The sequence below is a fragment of the Paraburkholderia sp. UYCP14C genome (assembly GCF_004197395.1).
GTDB lineage: Bacteria > Pseudomonadota > Gammaproteobacteria > Burkholderiales > Burkholderiaceae > Paraburkholderia.
Genome location: NZ_SELS01000014.1, coordinates 87354 through 109210, shown reverse-complemented (window position 1 = coordinate 109210; position 21857 = coordinate 87354). Strand labels below are relative to the sequence as shown.

Sequence of the window (21857 nt, the reverse complement as noted above, 5' to 3'; positions counted from 1 at the left end):
GGGCAGCGCCGTGAGACTTTGCTTGCGGCGTTGTTCGTTGAATCAATAAAGAAAAGGCGGACCCGTTTGGCGGGTTCGCCTTTTTTATTGCCGCGTGTGAGCGGCGAGCCGCAGGCAAAAGAAAGCCCGCCAGAAGCGGGCTGAAAAGACTTCCACCGATGCCTCAGCACGAGGCCATCAAAGTGTAGGCGGGTTTCGCTCGCCGACCAATCCGCGCATATTTCCGGCTATTACATTGGCAAGCAAAGCGCTTCAGCGAGTCACGCGCAAAGGCATCCAGCGGGCGAACGCCAATTGAATCGTGGCGGTTTTTGACTACCATTTAATCAGGCTCTCCTCGCGGCTTGTCAATGATGCTCTCTCGCACTTCTCTCCCTACTGTTCCTCTCCGTTCGGCTTCGCGCCTGCTCGCGGCGGCTTGCATGCAACGGACATTGCTCGCCGCGCTCGGAGTTCTCGCCGTGGCCGGTTGCACGATCACGCCGCTGGCGCCGCACGAAACCGTCAGCACACCGGTCGCCGCGATCAACAGCGTGACGCTCGATCAATACCGCGACGCGGTCGCACGACGAATCGTCGAGCGCAATCCGTCGTATGTGCTGCAAGGCAAACCGCAGCCGATGCTGCGCTCGCTCGTGGTGGTGTCGTTCACGGTCGATCGCAATGGCCACATCGTCGAGTCAAAGGTGTATCGCACGAACGGCGACGACGAAGCCGAAAGCACCGCGCTCGCGACGCTGCGCCGCTCGGCGCCGCTGCCGCTGCCGCCCGGCAAGCTGCTGAACGGCCGCGGCCAGCTCGAACTGTTCGAAGACTGGCTGTTCAACGACAACGGCAAGTTCCAGTTGCGCGAGCTCGCCTCGCCGCAAGCGGAATCGTACGACTGAGCGTGGGTTGCGCTTGCGCTGACACGCACGCACCACGCCGCGCATCGGCGCGTATGGGCTCGCCACGCGCGACCTGCTCGAGTCATCGCGCGTAGCTGATGAAGCCCCTCTCGTCGCCGCACGAGCTTACGCCGCCATTGCTGCGTAACGAGCGCGCTCGCTATAATTTTCCGATTCCCTGCGCCGGAGCCTTCCGGCATGGCTCACGCCGTCCGCATACCCGCCGGCGCGGCGTATGAGCCGACTGCAGTGCCGCGGCGCCACCCGCGCGCGGCGCCCAAACCTATACCTCAACGAGGATGCCGCCCCCGCGCGCGCCGCCTGTCTGCGAAGCACGGCGCAGCGCCCCACGGCCTCACGACAATTGGAGACCCTGCATGTCCACTTCGCCGATTTCCGCGGCTCAGCCCGCAAGCGGGCAAAACAGTAGCGCGCGGATCATCTTCGCGAGCTTCATCGGCACCGCGATCGAGTTCTACGATTTCTATGTCTACGCGACCGCCGCGGCGCTCGTCATCGGACCGGTATTCTTCCCGCATGGCTCGGCCACCGCGCAGGCGCTGTCGGCGTTCGTCACGTTCGGCATCGCGTTCGTCGCGCGACCGATCGGCTCGTTCCTGTTCGGCCACTTCGGCGACCGCATCGGCCGCAAATCGACTCTGGTTGCTTCGCTGCTCGTGATGGGCCTGTCGACCACGCTGATCGGCTTCGTGCCGGGCTACGACGCGATCGGCAGCCTCGCGCCGATCCTGCTGTGCGTGCTGCGCTTCGGCCAGGGTATCGGCCTCGGCGGCGAATGGGGCGGCGCCGCGCTGCTCGCCACCGAAAACGCGCCGGCCGGCAAACGCGGCTGGTTCGGCATGTTCCCGCAACTCGGGCCGTCGATCGGCTTTCTCGCCTCCAACGGCCTGTTCTTCGCGCTCGCGCTGTCATTGTCCGACGAGCAGTTCCGTAGCTGGGGCTGGCGCGTGCCGTTCATCGTCAGCTCGGTGCTGGTCGCGCTCGGTCTGTATGTGCGGCTGAAGATTGCCGAAACGCCCGCGTTCCAGGCTGCGATCGAGCGCAAGGAACGCGTGCGCGTGCCGATCGCGACGCTGTTCTCGCAGCACTGGCAGCCCACTGTGCTCGGCGCGCTCGCGATGGTGGTCTGCTACACGCTGTTCTACAACGCGACAACTTTCTCGCTGTCGTACGGCGTCGGGTCGCTGCATATTCCGCGGCAGACGTTCCTCGGCCTGTTGTGCATCGCGGTCGTGTTCATGGCGCTCGCGACGCCGCTGTCAGCCCGCGCGAGCGACCGCTTCGGGCGCAAGCCGGTGCTGATCGTCGGCATCATCGCCGCGATCCTGTCGGGCTTCACGATGGCGCCGCTGCTCGGCAGCGGCGAGCCGTTGCTGGTGCTGCTGTTTCTCGTGATCCAGCTGTTCCTGATGGGCGTGACGTTCGCACCGATGGGCGCGCTGCTGCCGGAGCTGTTTCCGACCAACGTCCGCTATACGGGCGCCGGTGTCGCGTACAACCTCGGCGGGATTCTCGGCGCGTCGGTCGCGCCGTATATCGCGCAGGTGCTCGCCGCGCACGGCGGCTTGCCGTGGGTCGGCGCGTACGTGTCGGTCGCGGCGGCCGTGAGCCTGGTCGGCGTGCTTTGCATGCGCGAGACGCGCAACGAAAGTCTGATGAAGTGATGTAACGCGCATCGACGGAACGACGCTTCCGTCGCTGCGCGTTTGCCAAGGTGCGATCGATGCCCGATCGTTGCCGTCCGGGCACGCGGTTTTTACGCGCCCTCGGCGGCATCGAGCGGGCATTTTTTCATCGCCATTTCCACGGGCCGCCCCGGGTGAATCCCCCGCCTTGCGCGTCTTTTTGACTTGCCTATACTCCCTGACATAACCCTATAAAAATCAGGGAGATTCACATGAACGTCCATCTTCACAATGCCGATATCGTGATGATCATCGCGCTGGCCTTGCTCGGCTCGCTGCTGCTCGCGCTGCGCTTCCGTCCGGCGACATGGAGAGGTATCGTCGTCGAGGCTGTCGCCGCGAACGCCGCGGCCATTGCCGCGGTGGTCGCGTTCGAAATGCTCGTCGCCTGAGGCTGCCTGAGGCTGATTGCCCGTGCCTGAGCACGGCGCGCGGCTTAGCGGTAGTAGTAGCCGCCGCCGTGGTGATAGTAGCCACCGCCGCCGTAGTAGTAGCCCGGCGCCGGCGCAATGACGCAGCCGCCGAGTGCCGATGCGAGCACCGTGCCGGCCACGAGAGTCAGAATCAAGCGTTTCATGTTGTTCTCCATCGAGTCAGATTGATTCGAGCGCAAACCCCGAATGACCCGATTGGACACGATGCGCGCCGCGGCAAGCGTTGCCATTTGTAAGGGAAGATCACCGAGCTGTTACAGGATCGGCGCGCCGGATCGGCGGGTTCGATCGACCCGCCGCGCTGCCGGCGGATATCGCCGCCATGGCGGAAAACACCGCCTATACTCCGTTGAGCGCACTGTCGCGATAGAAGCCTTGCTGGCCGTGCCAGCGTTGCCGCAATGGCGCGGCTCAACGCGCGCCGGGCAAGCTTCGACGCAACGCGGCATGGCAGCTTGCCGCGTTGCCGCGCGCGCATCGGACGTTTCAGCGTCCAACGAAAAGCGACAGTTTTAACAGACGTGTAATCGAATCCTCTCCGCCCGCTGTTCCCCGACACGGGCGCTTTTGGAGGCGCGACGATGCAGTGCCTGCCCGCAAGGGTGGACTATGCGCCGCGCCTCTTTTCTTTGCGCAAACGATTGCGCGCTTGCGCGAACGACCTCAGGCGGCGGCTGATCCGTGCTGCATCGCGAGCACCGGCTCTGCCGCTCGCACGTAGTCGATCGCTTCGAGCGCCGCGCTGACGGGCGGCACCGAGTGGCCGTCGCCGATCGAGTTCGAGCGATACGGCGCCTCGACGCCGCAATGCGATGGCGACGTCGCGACGAAGATCATCACGGTGCGCTTCTGCAGCGCATGCGCGAGGTGCACGAAGCCCGTATCGGTACCGACCACGAGCGCGCAAGCGTCGATCATCTGCGCGACTTCGGTGACACTCATTTGCGGCAGCACGGTCGCCCCCGGCACCTGCACGGCGATCTGCCCGGCTTCGGCAAGCTCACCGTCCGAACCCCACGGCAGCACCACCTGGAAGCCGCGCTCGCTCAATTCGCGCCCCACCGCCACCCAGTGCGTGAGCGGCCATTTCTTGTCGGCTTTCGAGGTGGCATGAAAGAGCGCCGCGACAGGCGCGTCCTGCGTCGCGAACGGCTGCGGCCGGGCCTCGGGGAGTTGCAGGTCGTAGATGGGTGGGCCTTCCACCTGGTAGCCGAGCGCTTCGCCGGCGCTGATGCGCATGCCGTGCCACGCGCTGCCTTGCGGACGTGGGCCGAAACGGCCGGTGTAGGCGAACGCGGCGCCGCGCTCGCCAAGATCCTGGGACTGATAGCCGATGCGCCGCGACGAGCGCGCGAGGAAGGCGATGATCGCGCTCTTGTAGACGCCGTGAATGTCGATGATGTAGTCGTAGCGATACGCGCGCAGCTCGGCGATCGATGCCCAGATCGCCTTCAGATCGCTCCACCGACGCGCCTTCTTGAAGCGGCGCAGCGGCGCGCACAGCACGCGATCGACGCCCTGGCTCCAATGCACGACTTGCGCAAATGCTTCGTCCGTCGCCCAATCCACCTGAACGCCAGGAAATGCGCGTTTGATATCGGCGACGACCGGCAACGCCTGCACGATATCGCCTAGTGAAGTGACCTTGACGATAAGGATTCGCTTCATTGAGGGTCTGTTCGTTGTTCGAAGTTGAAACTATTCTAGCTGACGGAATTACCGATCTCCGCCAAATGGGCATCCCGCGCTGTCCGATTCTCAATACCGCGTGTTACAGCAAAAAGTATGCGGCTGACAATCCACCGTGCGTCATTATTTCAAAAGTCTTTCACGCATTCTGGTCGGTCCGGCACGTTTTATACTTGGTCTTTTGCACGATCCAATTCATGTCCCGGCCCTTACCTTCCCGTTCGCCAGCTGTCATGCGCCGCGCGCAACGACTGTGGCGGCAATACGGCATCTTCTGGCTCGGTGCCATCGCGGTCGGTCTGGTCGCGGTGCTCTATGCGCGCCTGATCGACTGGGGGTATGACGCGTTTCTCGGCGTGCGGCAGCGGTACGTGTGGGCGCCGCTGGTGATCACGCCCGCGCTCGCCGCGCTCGCGGTCTGGCTCACGCGCAAGTTCTTTCGCGGCGCCGAGGGTAGCGGCATCCCGCAGGTGATCGCGACGCTGCACACGAAGCAGCGCGCATACGGCACGCGGCTGCTGTCGGTGCGAATTCTCCTCGGCAAGATCGGCGTGTCTTTCCTCGCGATTCTCGGCGGCCTCACGATCGGCCGTGAAGGACCGACGGTGCAGGTCGGCGCCGCGCTGATGTTCAATCTGCGCCGGTTCTATCCGCGCTCGAATGCGCAGATCGAACGGCAGCTCGCGTTGGCGGGCGCGGCAGCGGGTTTATCGGCTGCGTTCAATACGCCGCTCGCCGGGGTCGTGTTCGCGATCGAGGAATTGACGCGCAGCTTCGAGGCTCGCACGAGCGGTGTGCTGATCACGGCGATCATCATCGCGGGTGTGGTCGCGCTGGGCCTGAACGGCAACTACACGTACTTCGGCACGATCCAGATCGGCGCGCATTTCCCCGATCTGCTCGCCGTCGCGGTGGTGCTCACCGCGCTCGTCACAGGAATCGCGGGCGGCATCTTCGGCTGGCTGCTGCTCAATACCGCGCGCTGGATTCCGGCGCCGCTGCGTCAGTTGCATGGCGAGCGGCCGGTCGTCTTCGCCGCGCTGTGCGGCTTCGCGATCGCGGTGGTGGGCGTGATCTCGGGCGGCACGACGTTCGGCAGCGGCTATACGGAAGCGCGCGGCCTGCTCGAGGGACGCGAGCAGTTGTCGATGTTTTATCCGTTCCTGAAGATGATCGCGATGATCGGCTCATACCTGCCCGGCATTCCGGGCGGCATTTTCGCGCCGTCGCTGTCGATCGGCGCGGGCTTCGGCAATCTGCTGCACATGGTGTTCGATTCGATGCAATTGCCGATGCTGATCGCGCTCGCGATGGTCGGCTATCTGGCCGCGGTCACGCAGTCGCCGATCACGTCGTTCGTGATCGTGATGGAGATGATCGACGGCCACGCGCTCGTGATTTCGCTGATGGCCACCGCGCTGATTGCGAGCCGCGTATCGCGCCTGTTCGCGCCGCCGCTCTATGAGTCGCTGGCCGAGCGCTACCTGGCGCCGCTGCCGCAGCCCGCGCCCGCGCCGGTGCCGGAAGTCCCCGAGGTCGAGGTGCCGCAAGCGGCAGCGGACGACGTCGACGGCGAGCCGGCCGCCGGCGATAGCGCAGACGACATCGCGCCGGATACCTTCGACTCGCCGCGTCAGTAGACGACCACGCGGGGCGCGTGCACATACAGCGGCCGTGCGGGCACGACGACGCAACCGGCCAGCATTACCGCCAGCGCGGCGAGCACGAGTAGATTCTTTTTCATTCGCAATTTCTCCACGTTCACGTTCATCTGCCCGGTCACAGGCGCGTCGTCGGCGCCCATGCGATCCAGGCGGGCGGCGCGGTGGGCGCACGATCGCCCGCCGCGCACCGCCCGTCACTCGACGTCACCGCATGACTGAGCGGCGCATCAAGCCCAGTGTCCCGGCACCCAGCGATAGTTCGGACCATGCTCGATCCAGTGGCCCGGCATCCAGTGATAGCCGACCCGCTCGGCTTGCCAGTGTCCGGCGACCCACACGTAGCGGCCGTGATCCCAGCGCCAGTGACCGTGATCCCACACGTAGCCGACGCGCGGCGCGGGCACCGCTTCGAAGCGCTCCACGGGCGGCGCGGACGGTGCGACGATGACGACTTCCGCGGCCGAAGCCGAGGCCATCGCGGCGGCGCCGGCGGCAATCAGAACGGTGTTGGCAAGCAGCAGGCGAAAGGTTCTGTTCATGATTTCCCTCTTAGGTTGAACACCGGATGCGGCGTTACCCGTTTAATGCGCGAGGGCGACGCGAGGCTGACGAGGCGCGTGTAACGGCGCCCGCTGAAGTGCAACGGTATATTTCGAGCGGGAAATGACGAGCGCCGTGCGGGCGCGAAAATGCGGCTTCAGACAGAAGCCGGAGGGAGAGCCGAACGCCGCACGGCATCGCGTCGATCCAAGCCGACGCAATGCGGCGTCCTGCATAGGGTGCGAGATGGGCCGCGGAGCGCGGTCCATCCGAAGCTCAGGCCTGCGGTATTTCGATCTTGACTTCGAGCACCTCGAGATCGTCCTGACGCTCGAGACTCACGCGTATGTCATCGTCGGAAATCTTCACGTACTTCGAGATCACGGCCACCAGTTCGCGTTGCAACGCAGGCAGATAATCGGCGGGCGCATGGCCGCCGGCGCGCTCGTGCGCGATGATCAACTGCAGGCGTTCCTTCGCTACCGACGCGGACTTCTTTTTCTCGCCCAGCAAAAACGAAAGAATCGACATTACGTGCGCTCCCCTTACTTGGTGCCGAAGAGGCGCTGCAGCAGCCCGGGCTTCTGGTAATCGACAAAGCGAAGCGATTTCTGCTCGCCGAGGAAACGCGACACGACGTCTTTATAGGCTTCTGCCACATCGGTGCCGTCCAGATGCACGGCCGGCAGACCCTGGTTCGACGCGTGCAGCACCGCTTCCGATTCCGGAATCACGCCGATCAGATCGATGCGCAGAATTTCCTGGATGTCGGTCAGCGACAGCATTTCGCCTTCGCTGACGCGCTTCGGGTTGTAGCGGGTGATCAGCAGATGTTCCTTGATCGGCTCCTTGCCTTCGATCGCGCGCTTGGTCTTCGACGACAGGATGCCGAGAATGCGATCGGAGTCGCGCACCGACGACACTTCCGGGTTCGTCACGATCAGCGCTTCGTCGGCGAAGTGCATCGCCAGCAGCGCGCCCGACTCGATACCGGCCGGCGAATCGCAGACGATGTAGGCGAAGTCCATCGCGATCAGATCGTTGATGACCTTCTCGACGCCTTCCATCGTCAGCGCGTCTTTATCGCGCGTCTGCGACGCCGGCAGGATGAACAGGTTCTCGCACTTCTTGTCCTTGATCAGCGCCTGGTTCAGATTCGCTTCGCCCTGGATCACGTTGATCAGGTCGTACACGACGCGGCGTTCGCAGCCCATGATGAGGTCGAGGTTGCGCAGGCCGACGTCGAAGTCGATCACGGCGGTCTTGCTGCCGCGCAGCGCGAGGGCCGACGCAAAGCTCGCGCTCGTGGTCGTCTTGCCCACGCCACCCTTGCCCGAAGTCACCACAATGATTTTTGCCATTACCCTTACCTTGTGTTCGTCAAATGCGTCAATTGATGCGCGGCCCGCGTCGCCATGAAACGCCGCCGGCCGCAATCGCTCGGGGCAGCACGCGTTTCGCGGCGCTTTACGTGAGCCGCAGCGGTTCGATCATCAGTTTTTCGTCTTCGAGCCAGATCTGCACCGGCTTGCCGAGCACGTCGGCCGGCAGCGGGTTCTCGGTCGTTCGATAGATGCCGGCGATCGAGATGAGTTCCGGTTCGAGACACGTGCAGAAAATGCGCGCGTCGTGATTGCCCTGCACGCCGGCCAATGCCCGGCCGCGCAGCGGCGCGTAAATATGGATGTTGCCTTCCGCGATCACCTCGGCGCCATTGCTGACCAGACCGAGCACGACCAGATCGCCTTTCGCGTAGATGCGCTGGCCGGAGCGCAGCGGCTTGTCGACCACCATCGTCTGTGGCGAGGTGGCGAGGCGCACCGGCTCGGCGGCGGGCGAAGGTTCGACGCCGGCGGCAGCGGCCGTGTCCATGGCCGTGCTGGCGGTTGCGGATGCAGTGCTGGCGGCAGTGCCGGTGGCCGCGCTTGCCTCGGCACCTGCTGCCGCGCTTGCGGCGCTGTCCTCATCGGCCTGTTTGGCCGGCGCGCCGCGGCGGTCGCGCGCTTCGAGCAGCGGCAAGCCCGATTCCGTCGCCCACCCCTGCTCCGCATTCGCGACCACGCCGATCGGACGCATGCGCACGCTGTCGAGCAGTTGCGCGATATCGGCGAGCGGTATGCGTTCGTTGCCGGCAAGACGCCGCACGTCGATCGCGACGACGTCGTTAGCGAAGAATTCGGGAGTCGCCTCGAAGCGTCGCGTCAGCTCGGCACGCATCGCATCGAGGTCGGTCGTTTTGACCACGAACATCAGCGTGTCGACAGAGCCGCTGCGCAGTTCGAAAAAGGGCGATTTCTTGGGCGACATAGCGTTCGGCAAAAAATTTTGCGTATTTTACAGGCGTACGTGCGCGCGGCCACTATTTTTCCCGGGAGAATCGGTACTCGCGCGCGTGGGCGCGACGCGCGCCGTCGATGCGATCGACGCGCGACGGTGCGAAAAAAATGCTAGCGGGAAAAAGACCGTGATGAAGGGACGGCGCAGACGAGCGGCGCGCGCGACGCGCCGCCTGGGCGATCACTGCTGGAACACCTGTGAGGTGGTCGGCACGTGTCGCACCAGCAGACTTTCGGCCTGCTCGGGCGCGCGCTCGACGCGCCGGTGCTCGCCGGTCGGACCAAAGCCGAGCGCTTCGTAAAAGCGCATCGCGTTGCGGTTCGCGTCGGCGACCCACGCGTAGATTTCCGTGGCGCCCGCATTCGCGAGCCAGCTGCTCGCGGTGTCGACGAGCAGTTCGCCGCCGCGCAGATGACGCACGGCCGGCGCCACCCACAATTCGCAGACGAACGCGCGGCGCGCCGCGGTGTCGTCGAAATACGCCTCGACGAGACCGGCTGGATGGCCCTCGGTGTACAGCAGGAAGGTGCCGACGGACTGCGAAACCGCGTGATCCGCCGCGGTTGCGTCGAAACTGGCGGCGTCGGCCGACAACGCGTCCTCGAGTGTCGCGCCGAAGGCGTATGGCGCCTCCCGCAGCGAGGCAGTGCGGAGTTCGCGAAAAACGGCGCCCTGGTCAGCAGTGATGCGGCGAACGGTCAATGACGGACTCATGCAGACGAAAACCCCTGGAAACCCTAACGCGTAGCTTTAACCGAACCGGCCGGCGAGTCAATTCCTTCTTCACCACAATATGCGGTCCCGCTCACGGCGCGTCGTAGCCGCCCGTGCCGTCCGGCCACGGCGTCAGCAGTTCATAGCCGTCGTCGGTGACGGCGACCATGTGTTCCCATTGCGCCGACAGCGAGCGGTCCTTCGTGATCACGGTCCAGCCGTCGCGCTGCACCGACGTGCCGGCGCGGCCCGCGTTGATCATCGGCTCGATCGTGAAGACCATGCCCGGCTTCAGACGCAAGCCCTGCCCCGGCTGACCGTAGTGCAGCACCTGCGGGTCCTCGTGATAGACCTTGCCGATGCCGTGCCCGCAGTAGTCGCGCACGATCGAGAAGCCCTCGCGCTGCGCGACCTTCTGGATCGCGTAGCCGACGTCGCCGAGCGTCGCGCCCGGCTTCACCTCGCGGATGCCGGCCACCATCGCCTCGTAGGTCGTGTCGATCAGCGCACGCGCGACCGTGCTCGGCTGCCCGACGCAATACATGCGGCTGGTGTCGCCGAAATAACCGTCCTTGATGACCGCGACGTCGATGTTGATGATGTCGCCGTCCTTCAGGATCTCGCCGCGATTCGGAATGCCGTGACACACGACGTGATTGACCGACGTGCAGACGGTCTTCGGAAAGCCCAGATAGCCGACGTTGGCCGGAACCGCTTTCTGCGTGTGGACGATGTAGTCGTTGCACAGCGCGTCGAGGTCGTCGGTGGAGACGCCTGCCTTGAAGTGCTCGCCGATCATTGCCAGCACGTCGGCCGCGAGGCGGCCGGCAATGCGCAGCTTCGCGATATCGTCGGGAGTCTTGTAGGTAATGGCCATGAATTCAGTCGATGTGAGTCGCGGGTCAAGCGCGAGATGACCCGCCGCGCCCGCAAGCCCGGCGGCCCGCAAGCGCCGCTCGATTGGGAGAATTCGGGCAATTGTACAGAGGATCGCGGATGGACCCCGCGGAAACCGGCTGAAGCGGTGCGCGGGCGGCGGTGGTGGCGCGGCCGGGGCCGGGTTGCGCCGTGTGCCGGAATCAGGGTGGACTGTTCTCGCGCGGCCGGGTTGCCCGGCTTGGGCGGCTTGCGTGACTCGCACGACTTGCGTGCTGGCATCGACTCACCGCGAAAAGGCTCGAAACCCCATCGAGCCGGGCCGCGTCAATCGATCAGTTTTCCAAACTAAATCTGGAACATTCCGTCAGATCGCTCTCTGCGTTGAGTCCTTCGCCATATCGTACGGATCGCGCTGATTGCGCGCGTACTGCTTCGGCGCCATCCCCGACCAGCGCCGGAACGCGCGAATGAACGCCTTCTCCGACGCATAACCGACGCTCTCGGCGATTTCGATCAGACGCCGCCGCGGATCGCGCAGCGCGCCGCTCGCAAGGTACATGCGATACGAGGTCAGATGCCCGATCGGCGTGTCGCCGACCAGCTCGACGAAGCGCGCGCTAAAACGCGAGCGCGACATGCCCGCCGCCGCCGACAGCGACTCGACGGTCCAGCTCCGCTCGGGCTGCCGATGGAGCAGCGCGATCGCCCTGCCGATCTGCGGGTCCATCAGCCCGCGCAGCCAGCCGGTGTGATTGATCGCCGATGCCAGATGCGCGCGCAGCAACTGCACGAACAGCACGTCGGCCAGGCGCGCGGCGGCGACGGCCCAGCCCGGCTGCGCGGACATCGATTCGCGGATGAATGCCATCAGCGTGCTCGCGAGCCACGGGCCGACGGCCGGGTCGTTCGCGCGCACGTGAATCAGCGGCGGCAGCACGCTGAAGAGCGGACTGCGCATCGCCTCGCGATAGACCATGATCCCGGTGTACAGATCGCTGACCGAGCCGCCGCCGCCCGCGGTGAAATGCAGCGGCGTGTCGAAGCTCGGGCGGATACCCTGGTCGGCCATCAGGTTGTCGAACGGCACGGGCGTGACCTCCGGCGACGACGCGAGCACGTGCTGATGCCCATGCGGCAGCAGCACGAAGTCGCCGGTCTCGACGCGCACCGGCGCCATGCCTTCGACGATCACGTAGAACGGGCTGCCGAACACGGTGCGAAACGCCGCGCCGTCGACGGCCCCTTTCAGGAACGCCCACGGCGCGGTCAGCGAGAAATGGCCGGTCACGACCGCGTCGGCGCGCAGATCCGCGAGAGTGTCGCTCAACAGGTCCACCGCCATTTCTCTCTATCTCCGTGTTGTGTTGCCCGAGGTATTGCCTTGGGTGTTGCCTAGAAGCGCTGCTGGATGCCCACCATCACGCCGAGCTGGTTCGCGCCCGGCGTCACCGTGCCGGCCGCCGCCACCGCATTCGCCGCGAGCGGGCTATTGAACATATACGCCAGCGACGAATATACCGTGGTGCGCTTCGACAGCAGATAGTTCGCGCGCCCGACCACCATCGTCGAACTCGATTGCGAGCGCACGATGTAGCGCAGACCCTGCGCATCGAACGACAACGCCGGCGTCACGAAGTAGTTGGCGCCGAGGAAGAACAGATCGGTTTGCTGATGCGTTGCCGCCGACGTGTTGCGGCGAATCCAGCCGGCGCCGACCTTGCCGCCCTGATAGGTCAGGTAGCCGTCGACGATCACGCGCTTGTCGGTGTCGTCGCTGCTGGTGAGCGGCGCGCTCGCGCCGGGGCCGCCGTACATCACGTCGTACGAAGCGGCCGCTCCGCCCCAGCCGGCGTCGTACGCGACCATCGCCGTGTACTGGCGGCACGCGATTGCGTCGCCCGGGATCTGCCCGCCGCAGTTCGTCGCCGACGGGCCCGCCGGACCCGCCGCGTCGCGGCCGAAACTATACGTGCCGCCGAGCGTCACGCCATGAAACTTGCCGAGATAACCGATCGCGTTGTCGCTGCGCGCGTTCGGCAGATAGCTGTCGAAGTTCGCCATCGAATGAATCGACGGGCCGATCACGTCCGCGTTCTGCAGCACGTACATCGACATGTTCATCTGCCGGCCGAGCGTGAGCGTGCCGTAGTTGCTGATCACCCCGACGTTCGCCTGCCGGCCGAACAGACGCCCGCCGTAGTTCAGGGCGCCGGTCGTCGGCGCGAAGCCGCTTTCGAGCACGAAGAACGTCTTGTAGCCGCCGCCGAGATCCTCGATGCCGCGCAGCCCGAAGCGCGACGGCACTTCGCCCGTCAGCGTGGGCATGCCGACGAACGTGCCGCCCTTCGCCGCGTTGTTGTAGTACTCGACGCCGGTATCGACGATACCGTACAGCGTCACGCTGCTCTGGCCGAAGGCCAGCCCCGCCGTGCCTGCCAGCACGGCTGCCGCGCAAAACTTCTTCATGTGAGTCTCCAACCCTGTTCAAAGTAGTACTTATTAATGTGAGATCCTGCCGGGCTTCGCGGCGGATCCGGTTTTTACCGCGTTTTCTGGTGCGAAATTGGTGATGACGGGTTCAGCTGGCCCACTGCTTCAGTTGGTCTTGCTGCCCGCGAGAATCCACTGCACGACGGTTTGCGCGTCGGCGGCGTCGATCTGGTTCGGCGGCATCGGCACCGCGCCCCAGACGCCCGACGTGCCGTTCTGCACGTGCGCGACGAGCGTCGCGAGCGCGCCGGACTTGCCCGCGTAGCGCGCGGCGACATCGCGCCAGGCGGGACCGACGAGCTTTTTATCGACCGCGTGGCAGCCGAAACACGCATGCTGGCGGGCGATGTCCTGAGCGCGCGCGGCATCGACGGCGGGCTCGGCCTGCGCCGCCGACACCGCACCAGCGGCAAGGAGAGAGACGAGAGAAACGATCAGCGGGCGAATCATGGGGCTCTTCTTTTGTGAGTGATGGATCGGTTACGGCGTCATGCCTGGTGCGGGTTCAGACGAGCGGCTGGTCGAGCGGCATCGTGCGCAGACGCGTGCCGTTCGCCTGATACAGCGCTTCGGCGACGGCGGGCGCGACGGGTGGCAGCACCACCTCGCCCACGCCCTGCGGCGCGCGATCGCTGTCGACGATCACGACCTCGACCTTCGGCATCTGCGCGAGATAAAGCAGCGGATAGTCCGCGAAGTTCTGCTGCTCGACCGCGCCGTCCTTGAACGTGATCTCGCTTCTGAACGTGTTGGTCAGCGCGAAGCCGATGCCGCCTTCGACCATCTGCCGGATCAGCATCGGATTGATCGAACGGCCGCAGTCCACCGCGCAGACGACGCGTTCGAGCTTCGCGTTGCCGCTCACCATCCGCAACTCGACGATCAGCGCGACGTAGGTCGTGAACGCGCCGCCGCGGCCGGTGTACAGGCAATACGCGAGACCGCGATGCACGCCGGCGGCGGGCTTGCTCGACCAGCCCGCCTTCGCGGCCGCGCGATCGAGCACGCGCAACGCGAGCGGATCGTCGCGCAGCAGCGTGCGGCGATACGCGAGCGGATCGATGTGCGCCGCGTGCGCGAGTTCGTTGATGAAGTTCTCGAGAAAGAACACGCTCGACGTGCTGCCGACGCTGCGCATGAAGCTCACCGGAATCGGCTGGTTCACGTTCACCGAATCGACGAGCAGGTTCGGCACGTGATAGCCGAGGTCGTACAGACCATCGAGCATCGTTTCGTCCCAGCCGCCCGCTTTCTCGAAGTAGTCGCGCTTGATCGACCAGTACAGCGACTGCCCCGTCACGCGGATATGCATCGCCTGCGGATAGCCGTCCGCGCCGAGCACCGCGCGCAGGCGCGCCGACACGCCGGGCCGGTAGAAGCCGTGACGGATGTCGTCCTCGCGCGAGCGGATCACCTTGACGGGACGCCCCACGGCTTTCGACGCGACCGCCGCGTGTATCACGAAGTCGGGCACGTACTTGCGCCCGAAGCTGCCGCCGAGAAACGTCGTGTTGACGATCACCTTGTCGGCCGGCATTTTGAAAATAGCGCCGAGCGTCCAGCGCACCTTGTCCTGCCCCTGGATCGGCCCCCACACCTCGATGTCGTGCTCGCGCACGTGCACGGTCGCGTTGACCGGCTCCATCGTCGCGTGAACGATGTAGGGCGTGTGGTAGTCCGCTTCGATCACCGCGTGCGCGCCGTTCAGTCGCGCGGCCGCATCGCCGAGATGCGTCGCGACGACCGCGTGCTCCGCCATCAACGCAGCCTTGCGTTGCGCGAGGATCGTCGCGCTGTCGAATGCTGGCGTGCCGGCGTCGTCCCATTGCACGTCGAGCGCATCGCACGCTTTCTTCGCCTGCCAGTAGGTGGTGGCCACCACGATGATCGCGTCCTTCGCCTGCACGACCTCGACCACACCGGGCAACGCGCGCACCGCATCGCGATTGCGCACGGCCAGCGGTTTGCCGTTGAGCGTCGGCGCCATCCTGATCGCGCCGTTGAGCATGCCGGGCACGTTCACGTCGACGCCGAATTGCGCGCGGCCGCTGACTTTCGCGGGCACGTCGAGTTTGGCGAGTGGCTGACCGATCAGCGTATGCGCGGACTCGGGCTTCAAGCGCGGATGCGCATCGAGCGGCAGTTTCGCGACGTCGTCGAGCAGTTCGCCATAGCCGACCGAGCGGCCCGTCTGCAGATGAATCACGCGACCGCTCTTCGCCGTGCATTGCGTCGGCCGTACGCCGAGACGCTGCGCGCCGGCCTTCAGGAATGCCGCGCGCGCCTGGGCGCCCGCGATCCGCAAGCGCGTGTAAAACATCGTCACCGACATCGACGCGCCAACGAACTGCTGCGGCATCTCGTTCGCGGCCGAGATGCGGTACGCGTCGCGGCCCGTGACGAACTCGACACTGACGCGCCGCCAGTCGGCATCCATCTCGTCGGCGAGCACCTGCGGCAGGCCGGTATAGACGCCCTGGCCGACCTCGCATTGCGACAGGCCGATGATCGTGCGGCCGTCGGCATCGACACGCACCCAGTCGTTGATTTCGTGAACGCCGGTAGAGGTTGGCGGGCTGCCCGCGCTTTCGGCGGCTTCGGCGTGCGTGCTCCACGCGAGCGGCAGCACGAGGCTGCCCGCGATCGCAAAGCCGGTCGCGGCGCTGCTCTTCAGGAACGCACGCCGGCTCTCGCGAAGCGGCGCATCTGCTGGCGTGGCGGGGTGCGCAGTGACCTGCGCCGCCGCGCGCTCAGGAATTCGCTGCGACATGAACGGCCTCGCGGATTCGGTGATAGGTCGCGCAGCGGCACAGGTTCGTCACGCCCTGGTCGATCTGCGCATCGGTCGGATGGGGATGCTGCTTCAGCAGCGCGGCGACGGCCATCACCATGCCGGACTGGCAGTAGCCGCATTGCGGCACGTCCTTGCTGATCCACGCCTGCTGCACCGGATGCGTGAGGTCGGGCGACAAGCCTTCGATCGTCGTGATGCTGCGTCCCGCCACCGCCGACACCGGCAGCACGCACGAACGCGTCGCCTCGCCTTCCAGATGCACGGTGCACGCACCGCATGCGCCGATGCCGCAGCCGTACTTGGTGCCCGTCAGCGCAGCCGCGTCGCGGATCACCCACAACAGCGGCGTGTCCGGATCGCCATCGAAATCGAACGGCTTTCCGTTCAGTGTGAATTGCATGCTCGGTCTCCCCCAAAGATCGCCGCCCGAGGTGTCCGTCACGACGAACGCGATGGATGGAATTCTTGAGGCGGACAAAATGCGCGGCAATGACACAGCCGCCCGAATAGGTAGCCGATCGTCTCGCAATCGATGGAAAGGCTCAGGAAACGGCAAAACCTCGCGTTTTCCCTGGAACCTCGATGCAGATTGAGCTGGCGCTCGATGCCGGCCTAAATAGTTCGCGCCGGAATGCCGTTATAAACGGTTATTCATTCCACAAATGGATGTTTGTTTCGCCAAAGAAACAAATCCAACGATTCCGGCAACCTGGACGCACCCTACCTTCCAATGAAAAATTTCACGCTCAACGCGCGCATCGCCGCCACGATCGCGTTCCTCGCCCTGCTGCTGATCGCGACCGGCGCGATCGGCATCGTCGGCATGGCCGAAAGCAACCGCGCGCAGCGCGACGCGTACGCGGTGCACTATGCGTCGGTCGTCGCGCTGGGCAAGTCCGGCACCGCGATGTCGCGGGCGCGCTTCGGGCTCGATTGGGCGATGGCCAATCCGCACTCGCCGCAACTCGCGATGCAGCTCGATCGCGCGAACGGCCTGCTCGCGGACTCCGATCGTCACTGGGCCGAGTTCCGCGCGCTGCCCAAGGCCGCGGAACTTGCTGCGCTGACCGACGACCTCGACGCGAAGCGCAACGCGGTGCGCCACGACGGCATCGATAAATTGATCGACGCGATTCGCGGCGGCGACACCGGCTGGATGGACGAAAGCCGCGCGCAGAATCTGATTGCGCTGTACACCGCAATGAACGCGAGCCAGGGCAAGCTTGAAAGCTACCTCGACGCGCAGGCGACCGAGGCTGGCGAGCACTCGAACGCGCTCTTTCACGGCATGCTCGCGACCTGCGCGGCGAGCGTGCTGCTGGCGCTCGCGGTGGCATTCCTGAGCTGGCGCTCGTTGCGTCGCGCGATCATGAAGCCGCTCACGAGTGCCATGCATCAGTTCGACGCGATTGCCGCGGGCGACCTGAGCACTCGCGCGAGCGTGCACACGAACGATGAAATGGGCACCTTGCTGCGCGCGCTCGCGGCGATGCAGGAGCGGCTGCTCGGCACGGTCGCGGCGGTGCGTTCGGGATCGACGGCGATCGCGTCGGCGACGCAGCAGATCGCCGCGGGCAACCAGGATCTGTCGCAGCGCACCGAGAAGCAGGCGGCCTCGCTCGGCGAGACGGCCTCCGCGATGGAGCAGCTGACCGCGACCGTGCAGCTCAACGCGAGCAATGCCGAACAGGCGAGCGAACTCGCGCGCGGCGCGTCGGACCTCGCCGCGCATGGCCGCGACGCGGTCGGCAGCATGATCGAAACGATGCGCGCGATTCACACGGGCTCGTCGCAGATGACGGGCATCATCAGCACGATCGAAAGCATTGCGTTTCAGACCAACATCCTCGCGCTCAACGCGGCGGTCGAAGCCGCGCGCGCCGGCGACGAAGGTCGTGGCTTCGCGGTCGTGGCCGGCGAAGTGCGCAGCCTCGCGCAACGCTCGGCCGCGGCGGCGCGCGAGATCGGCGCGCTGATCGCCGATTCGACCTCACGCGTCGAGCGCGGCGCGGGACTCGTCGAAGACGCGGGAGGCACGATGCAACAGATCGAAGCGGCGATCGCGCGCGTGACGAGCATCGTCGGTGAAATTGCGCAGGCGTCGCGTGAGCAGAGCGACGGGATTCAGCAGGTGGGGATCGCGATCACGCAGATGGATGAAGTCACGCAGCAGAATGCGGCGCTCGTCGAAGAAAGCGCGGCGGCGGCTGCGTCGCTCGCGGATCAGGCGCGGGCGTTGAGGGAGGTGATGGAGGGGTTTCGGGTGGGATGAGGCGCCCGGCCCCTCGCGTCGATACGCTGAAGAAAACGGTTGGGCGCCGCTAACAGGCCCCCGCGAAGTGCTGCCCTTTACATCGGGCAGCATCGACTACAGACGGGCTGGTTTGCTTACGGCGCGCCGTTCATCACGATGCCGAAGAGGCGTATTGCCTAAGGTCTCTACGGATGATCGCCAATAAATGACGCTTGAATAAAGTCGTATTGCCTTGGCAAAGCAATACGAGACCGCAAAGCAAAAACCCCTTGATCTCGGTGAAATCAAGGGGTTTTCAGAATTTGGCGGAAAGGGTGGGATTCGAACCCACGGTACGGGGAAACCGTACGCCTGATTTCGAGTCAGGTACATTCGACCACTCTGCCACCTTTCCGGGTATTCCAACGCTGCTACTTTGTCGGATCCAAGCGGGTCGTTGCTTGGGAGAAAAAGATTATAGAACAGCTTGAATCAGTTTTCCTAGCCCCTAGTCGAAAAAACTGCTAAAAATTTTCGCGAGGCCGGGATGCCGTCCGCGGCATCGTCAAACACGCGACGATACCGCGCATGCGGGCGAGACGCTCAGGCCGCCGGTACTTCGAGCCGCTCCACACCGCCGAGATACGGCCGCAGTGCCGCGGGCACCGTCACCGAACCATCGGCGTTCTGGAAGTTCTCGAGCACCGCGACGAGCGTGCGGCCCACCGCGAGGCCCGAGCCGTTCAGCGTATGCACGAGTTCCGGCTTGCCCTGCGCGTTACGGAAACGGGCTTGCATGCGTCGCGCCTGGAACGACTCCGTATTCGAGCAGCTCGAAATCTCGCGATAGGTGTTCTGCGCGGGCAGCCACACCTCGAGGTCGTAGGTCTTCGCGGCCGAGAAGCCCATGTCGCCGGTACACAGCGTGATCACGCGATACGGCAGTTCGAGCTTCTGCAGAATCGCCTCGGCATGGCCGACCATCTGCTCGAGTGCGTCGTACGATCCGTCCGGCGCCACGACCTGCACCATCTCGACCTTGTCGAACTGATGCTGGCGGATCATGCCGCGCGTGTCGCGACCATACGAGCCCGCTTCCGAGCGGAAGCACGGCGAGTGCGCGGTCAGCTTGATCGGCAGCGCGTCCGCGTCGACGATGCTCTCGCGCACCGTGTTCGTCAGCGAAATTTCCGAGGTCGAGATCAGGTACTGCGTGACCGTGTTTTCGCCGCCGCCCTTCTCGACGCGGAACATGTCGTCCGCGAACTTGGGCAGCTGGCCGGTGCCCAACAGGATGTCCGGATTGACGATGTACGGCGTGTAGATCTCGGTATAGCCGTGCTGCTGCGTGTGCGTGTCGATCATGAACTGCGCGAGCGCGCGATGCAGCCGCGCAATCTGCCCGCGCAGCATCGTGAAGCGCGCGCCCGACAGCTTCGCGCCGGTCTCGAAGTCGAGGCCGAGCGGCGTGCCGACGTCGACGTGGTCCTTCACCTCGAAGTCGAACTGACGCGGCGTGCCCCAGCGGCGCACTTCGACGTTATGGGCTTCGTCATTGCCGAGCGGTACGCTTTCGTGCGCGAGGTTCGGCACGCCGAGCAGCAGGTCCGACAGACGCTTCTGGATGTCTTCGAGCTTGACCGCCGACGCCTTCATCTCGTCGCCGATGCCGCCGACCTCGGCCATCACCGCCGACGTGTCTTCGCCGCGCCCTTTCATCGCGCCGATCTGCTTCGACAGGCTGTTGCGGCGCGCCTGCAGTTCTTCGGTACGGGTCTGGGTATCGCGGCGTTCCGCTTCGAGCGCGGTGAAGGCCGCGACGTCGAGGGTATAGCCGCGGTCGGCGAGGCGTTTCGCGACGCCGTCGAGGTCTTTGCGCAGCAACTGGATGTCGAGCATGGGATGGGACGGATGTTCGTTGGATGAAAACGCGATTTTAACGCACCGGCCAGGGCGAAACGCCTCAGGCCTTCTTCGCCTTGTTCTCGGCGCGCCACCGCGCATCGAGTTCGCCGAGGCGCGCGAGCTTTTCGCCGATCTTGCCTTCGAGACCACGCGGCGTCGGCTCATACCAATGCGGCTCGCGCATGCCGTCCGGCAAATAGGTCTCGCCGGCCGCGTACGCATCGGGTTCATCGTGCGCGTAACGGTAGTCGTGACCGTAGCCGAGTTCCTTCATCAGCTTGGTCGGCGCATTGCGCAGATGCACCGGCACCGCGCGCGACTGGTCCTTGCCGACGAAGCGCCGCGCCTCGTTGTACGCGTTGTACCCGGCATTCGATTTCGGCGCGACCGCCAGATAGATGATCGCCTGCGCGAGCGCGAGCTCGCCTTCGGGCGAGCCGAGACGCTCGTAGGTCTCGGCGGCGTCGAGCGTGATGCGCGCGGCACGCGGGTCCGCGAGGCCGATGTCTTCCCACGCCATGCGCACGATGCGCCGCGCGAGGTAGCGCGGGTCCGCGCCGCCGTCGAGCATGCGGCAGAACCAGTACAGCGCACCGTCAGGGTTGCTGCCGCGCACCGATTTATGCAGCGCGCTGATCTGGTCGTAGAATGCGTCGCCGCCCTTGTCGAAGCGGCGCAGATTTTCCGCGAGCGCGCTGCCCAATAACGCGCCGTCGATTTCAGTGGTCTTCTGTTGAGCGGCCGCGCGCGCGACGATCTCGAGGTTGTTCAGCAGCTTGCGGCCGTCGCCGTCGGCCGAGCCGATCAGCGCGGCGCGCGCTTCGTCGGTGAACGTGAGGCCGCCGAGCTCCTTTTGCGCGCGCTCGAGCAGCTCGCGCTGTTCGTCGTCGGTCAGACTCTTCAGCACGTAGACCGCGGCCCGCGACAGCAACGCGCTATTGACCTCGAACGACGGATTCTCGGTCGTTGCCCCGACGAACACGAACAGGCCCGACTCGACGTGCGGCAAGAACGCGTCTTGCTGGCTCTTGTTGAAGCGATGCACTTCGTCGACGAACACCAGCGTCTGATGACCGTTCGCGCGATGGATCTGCGCGGTCTCGACCGCCTCGCGGATATCCTTCACGCCCGACAGCACCGCGGACAACGCGATGAACTGCGCGTCGAACGCATCGGCCATCAGTCGCGCGAGCGTGGTCTTGCCGACGCCGGGCGGGCCCCACAGGATCATCGAATGGGCCTCGCCCGATTCGAACGCGACCCTCAGCGGCTTATTCGGCCCGAGCAGATGCGACTGGCCGATCACTTCGTCGATATTGCGTGGCCGCAGGCGTTCGGCGAGCGGAACATTGGCACGGGTTTCTTCAAACATGGCGTTTTGGGGATAATCTCGGCTTTCCGGGCACGCGCCGCCTTGCAGCAGTGCCTCGCGGTACAAGCGCAAAGCCCGCGCCAGGCCGGAAGCAAAGGCAAAAACGCGGGCAACGTGCTGCATTATGACAGTGACCGACAGTGTCGGCGGCAGCGCGATGGCCGAACCGGCGCGCCGACAGCGCAAAAATTTACAGCGAAGAGCTTCACAGCA

The 21857-nt window shown here is 65.2% G+C and carries 20 protein-coding genes and 1 tRNA gene; 5 read left to right on the top strand and 16 right to left on the bottom strand.

Annotated elements, in window-relative coordinates; translation table 11 throughout:
- Positions 1-422 precede the first annotated feature (422 nt).
- From EVC45_RS15420 to EVC45_RS15410, 3 genes are all read left to right on the top strand, one after another.
- Positions 423-887: an energy transducer TonB gene (locus EVC45_RS15420; RefSeq protein ID WP_248295148.1), complete on the top strand. Its 465-nt coding sequence runs from the start codon at positions 423-425 to the stop codon at positions 885-887.
- A 377-nt stretch (positions 888-1264) separates the two neighbouring features.
- Positions 1265-2572 carry an MFS transporter gene (locus EVC45_RS15415; RefSeq protein ID WP_129958839.1) on the top strand — a complete coding sequence of 436 codons (1308 nt, stop codon included), beginning with the start codon at positions 1265-1267 and terminating at the stop codon, positions 2570-2572.
- Between the two features lie 233 nt (positions 2573-2805).
- Complete coding sequence (locus EVC45_RS15410) at positions 2806-2985, top strand: hypothetical protein (RefSeq protein ID WP_129958838.1); 180 nt, start codon at positions 2806-2808, stop codon at positions 2983-2985.
- A gap of 44 nt (positions 2986-3029) precedes the next feature.
- On the opposite strand, the gene EVC45_RS45635 is transcribed toward EVC45_RS15410, so the two are convergent.
- Entirely contained in the window at positions 3030-3170 is a 141-nt protein-coding gene (locus EVC45_RS45635) for a hypothetical protein (protein WP_168991486.1), read from the bottom strand.
- 520 nt (positions 3171-3690) lie between these two features.
- Positions 3691-4695, bottom strand: coding sequence for a lipopolysaccharide heptosyltransferase I (waaC, locus tag EVC45_RS15405; protein ID WP_129958837.1), 1005 nt, complete (start codon positions 4693-4695; stop codon positions 3691-3693).
- Positions 4696-4913: 218 nt separating this feature from the next.
- Between waaC and EVC45_RS15400 the strand changes: the two genes are divergently transcribed.
- Positions 4914-6356 (top strand): chloride channel protein, encoded by a 1443-nt coding sequence (locus EVC45_RS15400; RefSeq protein WP_129958836.1) that lies wholly within the window; start codon positions 4914-4916, stop codon positions 6354-6356.
- 251 nt (positions 6357-6607) lie between these two features.
- Here EVC45_RS15400 and EVC45_RS15395 read toward each other — a convergent pair whose 3' ends face one another.
- From EVC45_RS15395 to EVC45_RS15345, 11 genes are all read right to left on the bottom strand, one after another.
- On the bottom strand, positions 6608-6919 hold the full coding sequence (locus EVC45_RS15395; protein ID WP_129958835.1) for a YXWGXW repeat-containing protein: 312 nt from the start codon (positions 6917-6919) through the stop codon (positions 6608-6610).
- A 277-nt stretch (positions 6920-7196) separates the two neighbouring features.
- Positions 7197-7451 carry a cell division topological specificity factor MinE gene (gene minE, locus EVC45_RS15390; protein ID WP_008922443.1) on the bottom strand — a complete coding sequence of 85 codons (255 nt, stop codon included), beginning with the start codon at positions 7449-7451 and terminating at the stop codon, positions 7197-7199.
- A gap of 14 nt (positions 7452-7465) precedes the next feature.
- The gene (gene minD, locus EVC45_RS15385) at positions 7466-8281 is read right to left on the bottom strand and encodes a septum site-determining protein MinD (RefSeq protein ID WP_129958834.1); all 816 of its coding nucleotides are present in this window, start codon (positions 8279-8281) and stop codon (positions 7466-7468) included.
- Between the two features lie 106 nt (positions 8282-8387).
- Positions 8388-9227 (bottom strand): septum site-determining protein MinC, encoded by an 840-nt coding sequence (gene minC / locus EVC45_RS15380; protein ID WP_129958833.1) that lies wholly within the window; start codon positions 9225-9227, stop codon positions 8388-8390.
- Between the two features lie 210 nt (positions 9228-9437).
- Positions 9438-9971, bottom strand: a complete 534-nt coding sequence (locus tag EVC45_RS15375) for a GNAT family N-acetyltransferase (protein ID WP_129958832.1) — start codon at positions 9969-9971, stop codon at positions 9438-9440.
- A gap of 91 nt (positions 9972-10062) precedes the next feature.
- Entirely contained in the window at positions 10063-10848 is a 786-nt protein-coding gene (gene map, locus EVC45_RS15370) for a type I methionyl aminopeptidase (protein WP_129958831.1), read from the bottom strand.
- A 366-nt stretch (positions 10849-11214) separates the two neighbouring features.
- On the bottom strand, positions 11215-12192 hold the full coding sequence (locus EVC45_RS15365; protein WP_129958830.1) for an AraC family transcriptional regulator: 978 nt from the start codon (positions 12190-12192) through the stop codon (positions 11215-11217).
- Positions 12193-12242: 50 nt separating this feature from the next.
- Positions 12243-13316, bottom strand: a complete 1074-nt coding sequence (locus tag EVC45_RS15360; RefSeq protein ID WP_129958829.1) for a porin — start codon at positions 13314-13316, stop codon at positions 12243-12245.
- A gap of 129 nt (positions 13317-13445) precedes the next feature.
- A complete protein-coding gene (locus EVC45_RS15355; RefSeq protein WP_129958828.1) occupies positions 13446-13790 on the bottom strand; it encodes a c-type cytochrome in 345 nt (114 codons plus the stop codon).
- Between the two features lie 55 nt (positions 13791-13845).
- Entirely contained in the window at positions 13846-16110 is a 2265-nt protein-coding gene (locus EVC45_RS15350) for a molybdopterin cofactor-binding domain-containing protein (protein ID WP_129958827.1), read from the bottom strand.
- On the bottom strand, positions 16091-16534 hold the full coding sequence (locus EVC45_RS15345) for a (2Fe-2S)-binding protein (protein WP_129958826.1): 444 nt from the start codon (positions 16532-16534) through the stop codon (positions 16091-16093). Before EVC45_RS15345 ends, EVC45_RS15350 begins: the two co-directional genes overlap by 20 nt.
- A gap of 330 nt (positions 16535-16864) precedes the next feature.
- On the opposite strand from EVC45_RS15345, the gene EVC45_RS15340 reads away from it, so the two are divergent.
- A complete protein-coding gene (locus EVC45_RS15340; protein ID WP_129958825.1) occupies positions 16865-18406 on the top strand; it encodes a methyl-accepting chemotaxis protein in 1542 nt (513 codons plus the stop codon).
- 285 nt (positions 18407-18691) lie between these two features.
- Here EVC45_RS15340 and EVC45_RS15335 read toward each other — a convergent pair.
- From EVC45_RS15335 to EVC45_RS15325, 3 genes are all read right to left on the bottom strand, one after another.
- A tRNA-Ser gene (locus tag EVC45_RS15335) sits at positions 18692-18782 on the bottom strand.
- A 188-nt stretch (positions 18783-18970) separates the two neighbouring features.
- On the bottom strand, positions 18971-20266 hold the full coding sequence (gene serS / locus EVC45_RS15330) for a serine--tRNA ligase (RefSeq protein ID WP_129958824.1): 1296 nt from the start codon (positions 20264-20266) through the stop codon (positions 18971-18973).
- A gap of 64 nt (positions 20267-20330) precedes the next feature.
- Complete coding sequence (locus EVC45_RS15325) at positions 20331-21644, bottom strand: replication-associated recombination protein A (protein WP_129958823.1); 1314 nt, start codon at positions 21642-21644, stop codon at positions 20331-20333.
- Between the last annotated feature and the right edge of the window lie 213 nt (positions 21645-21857).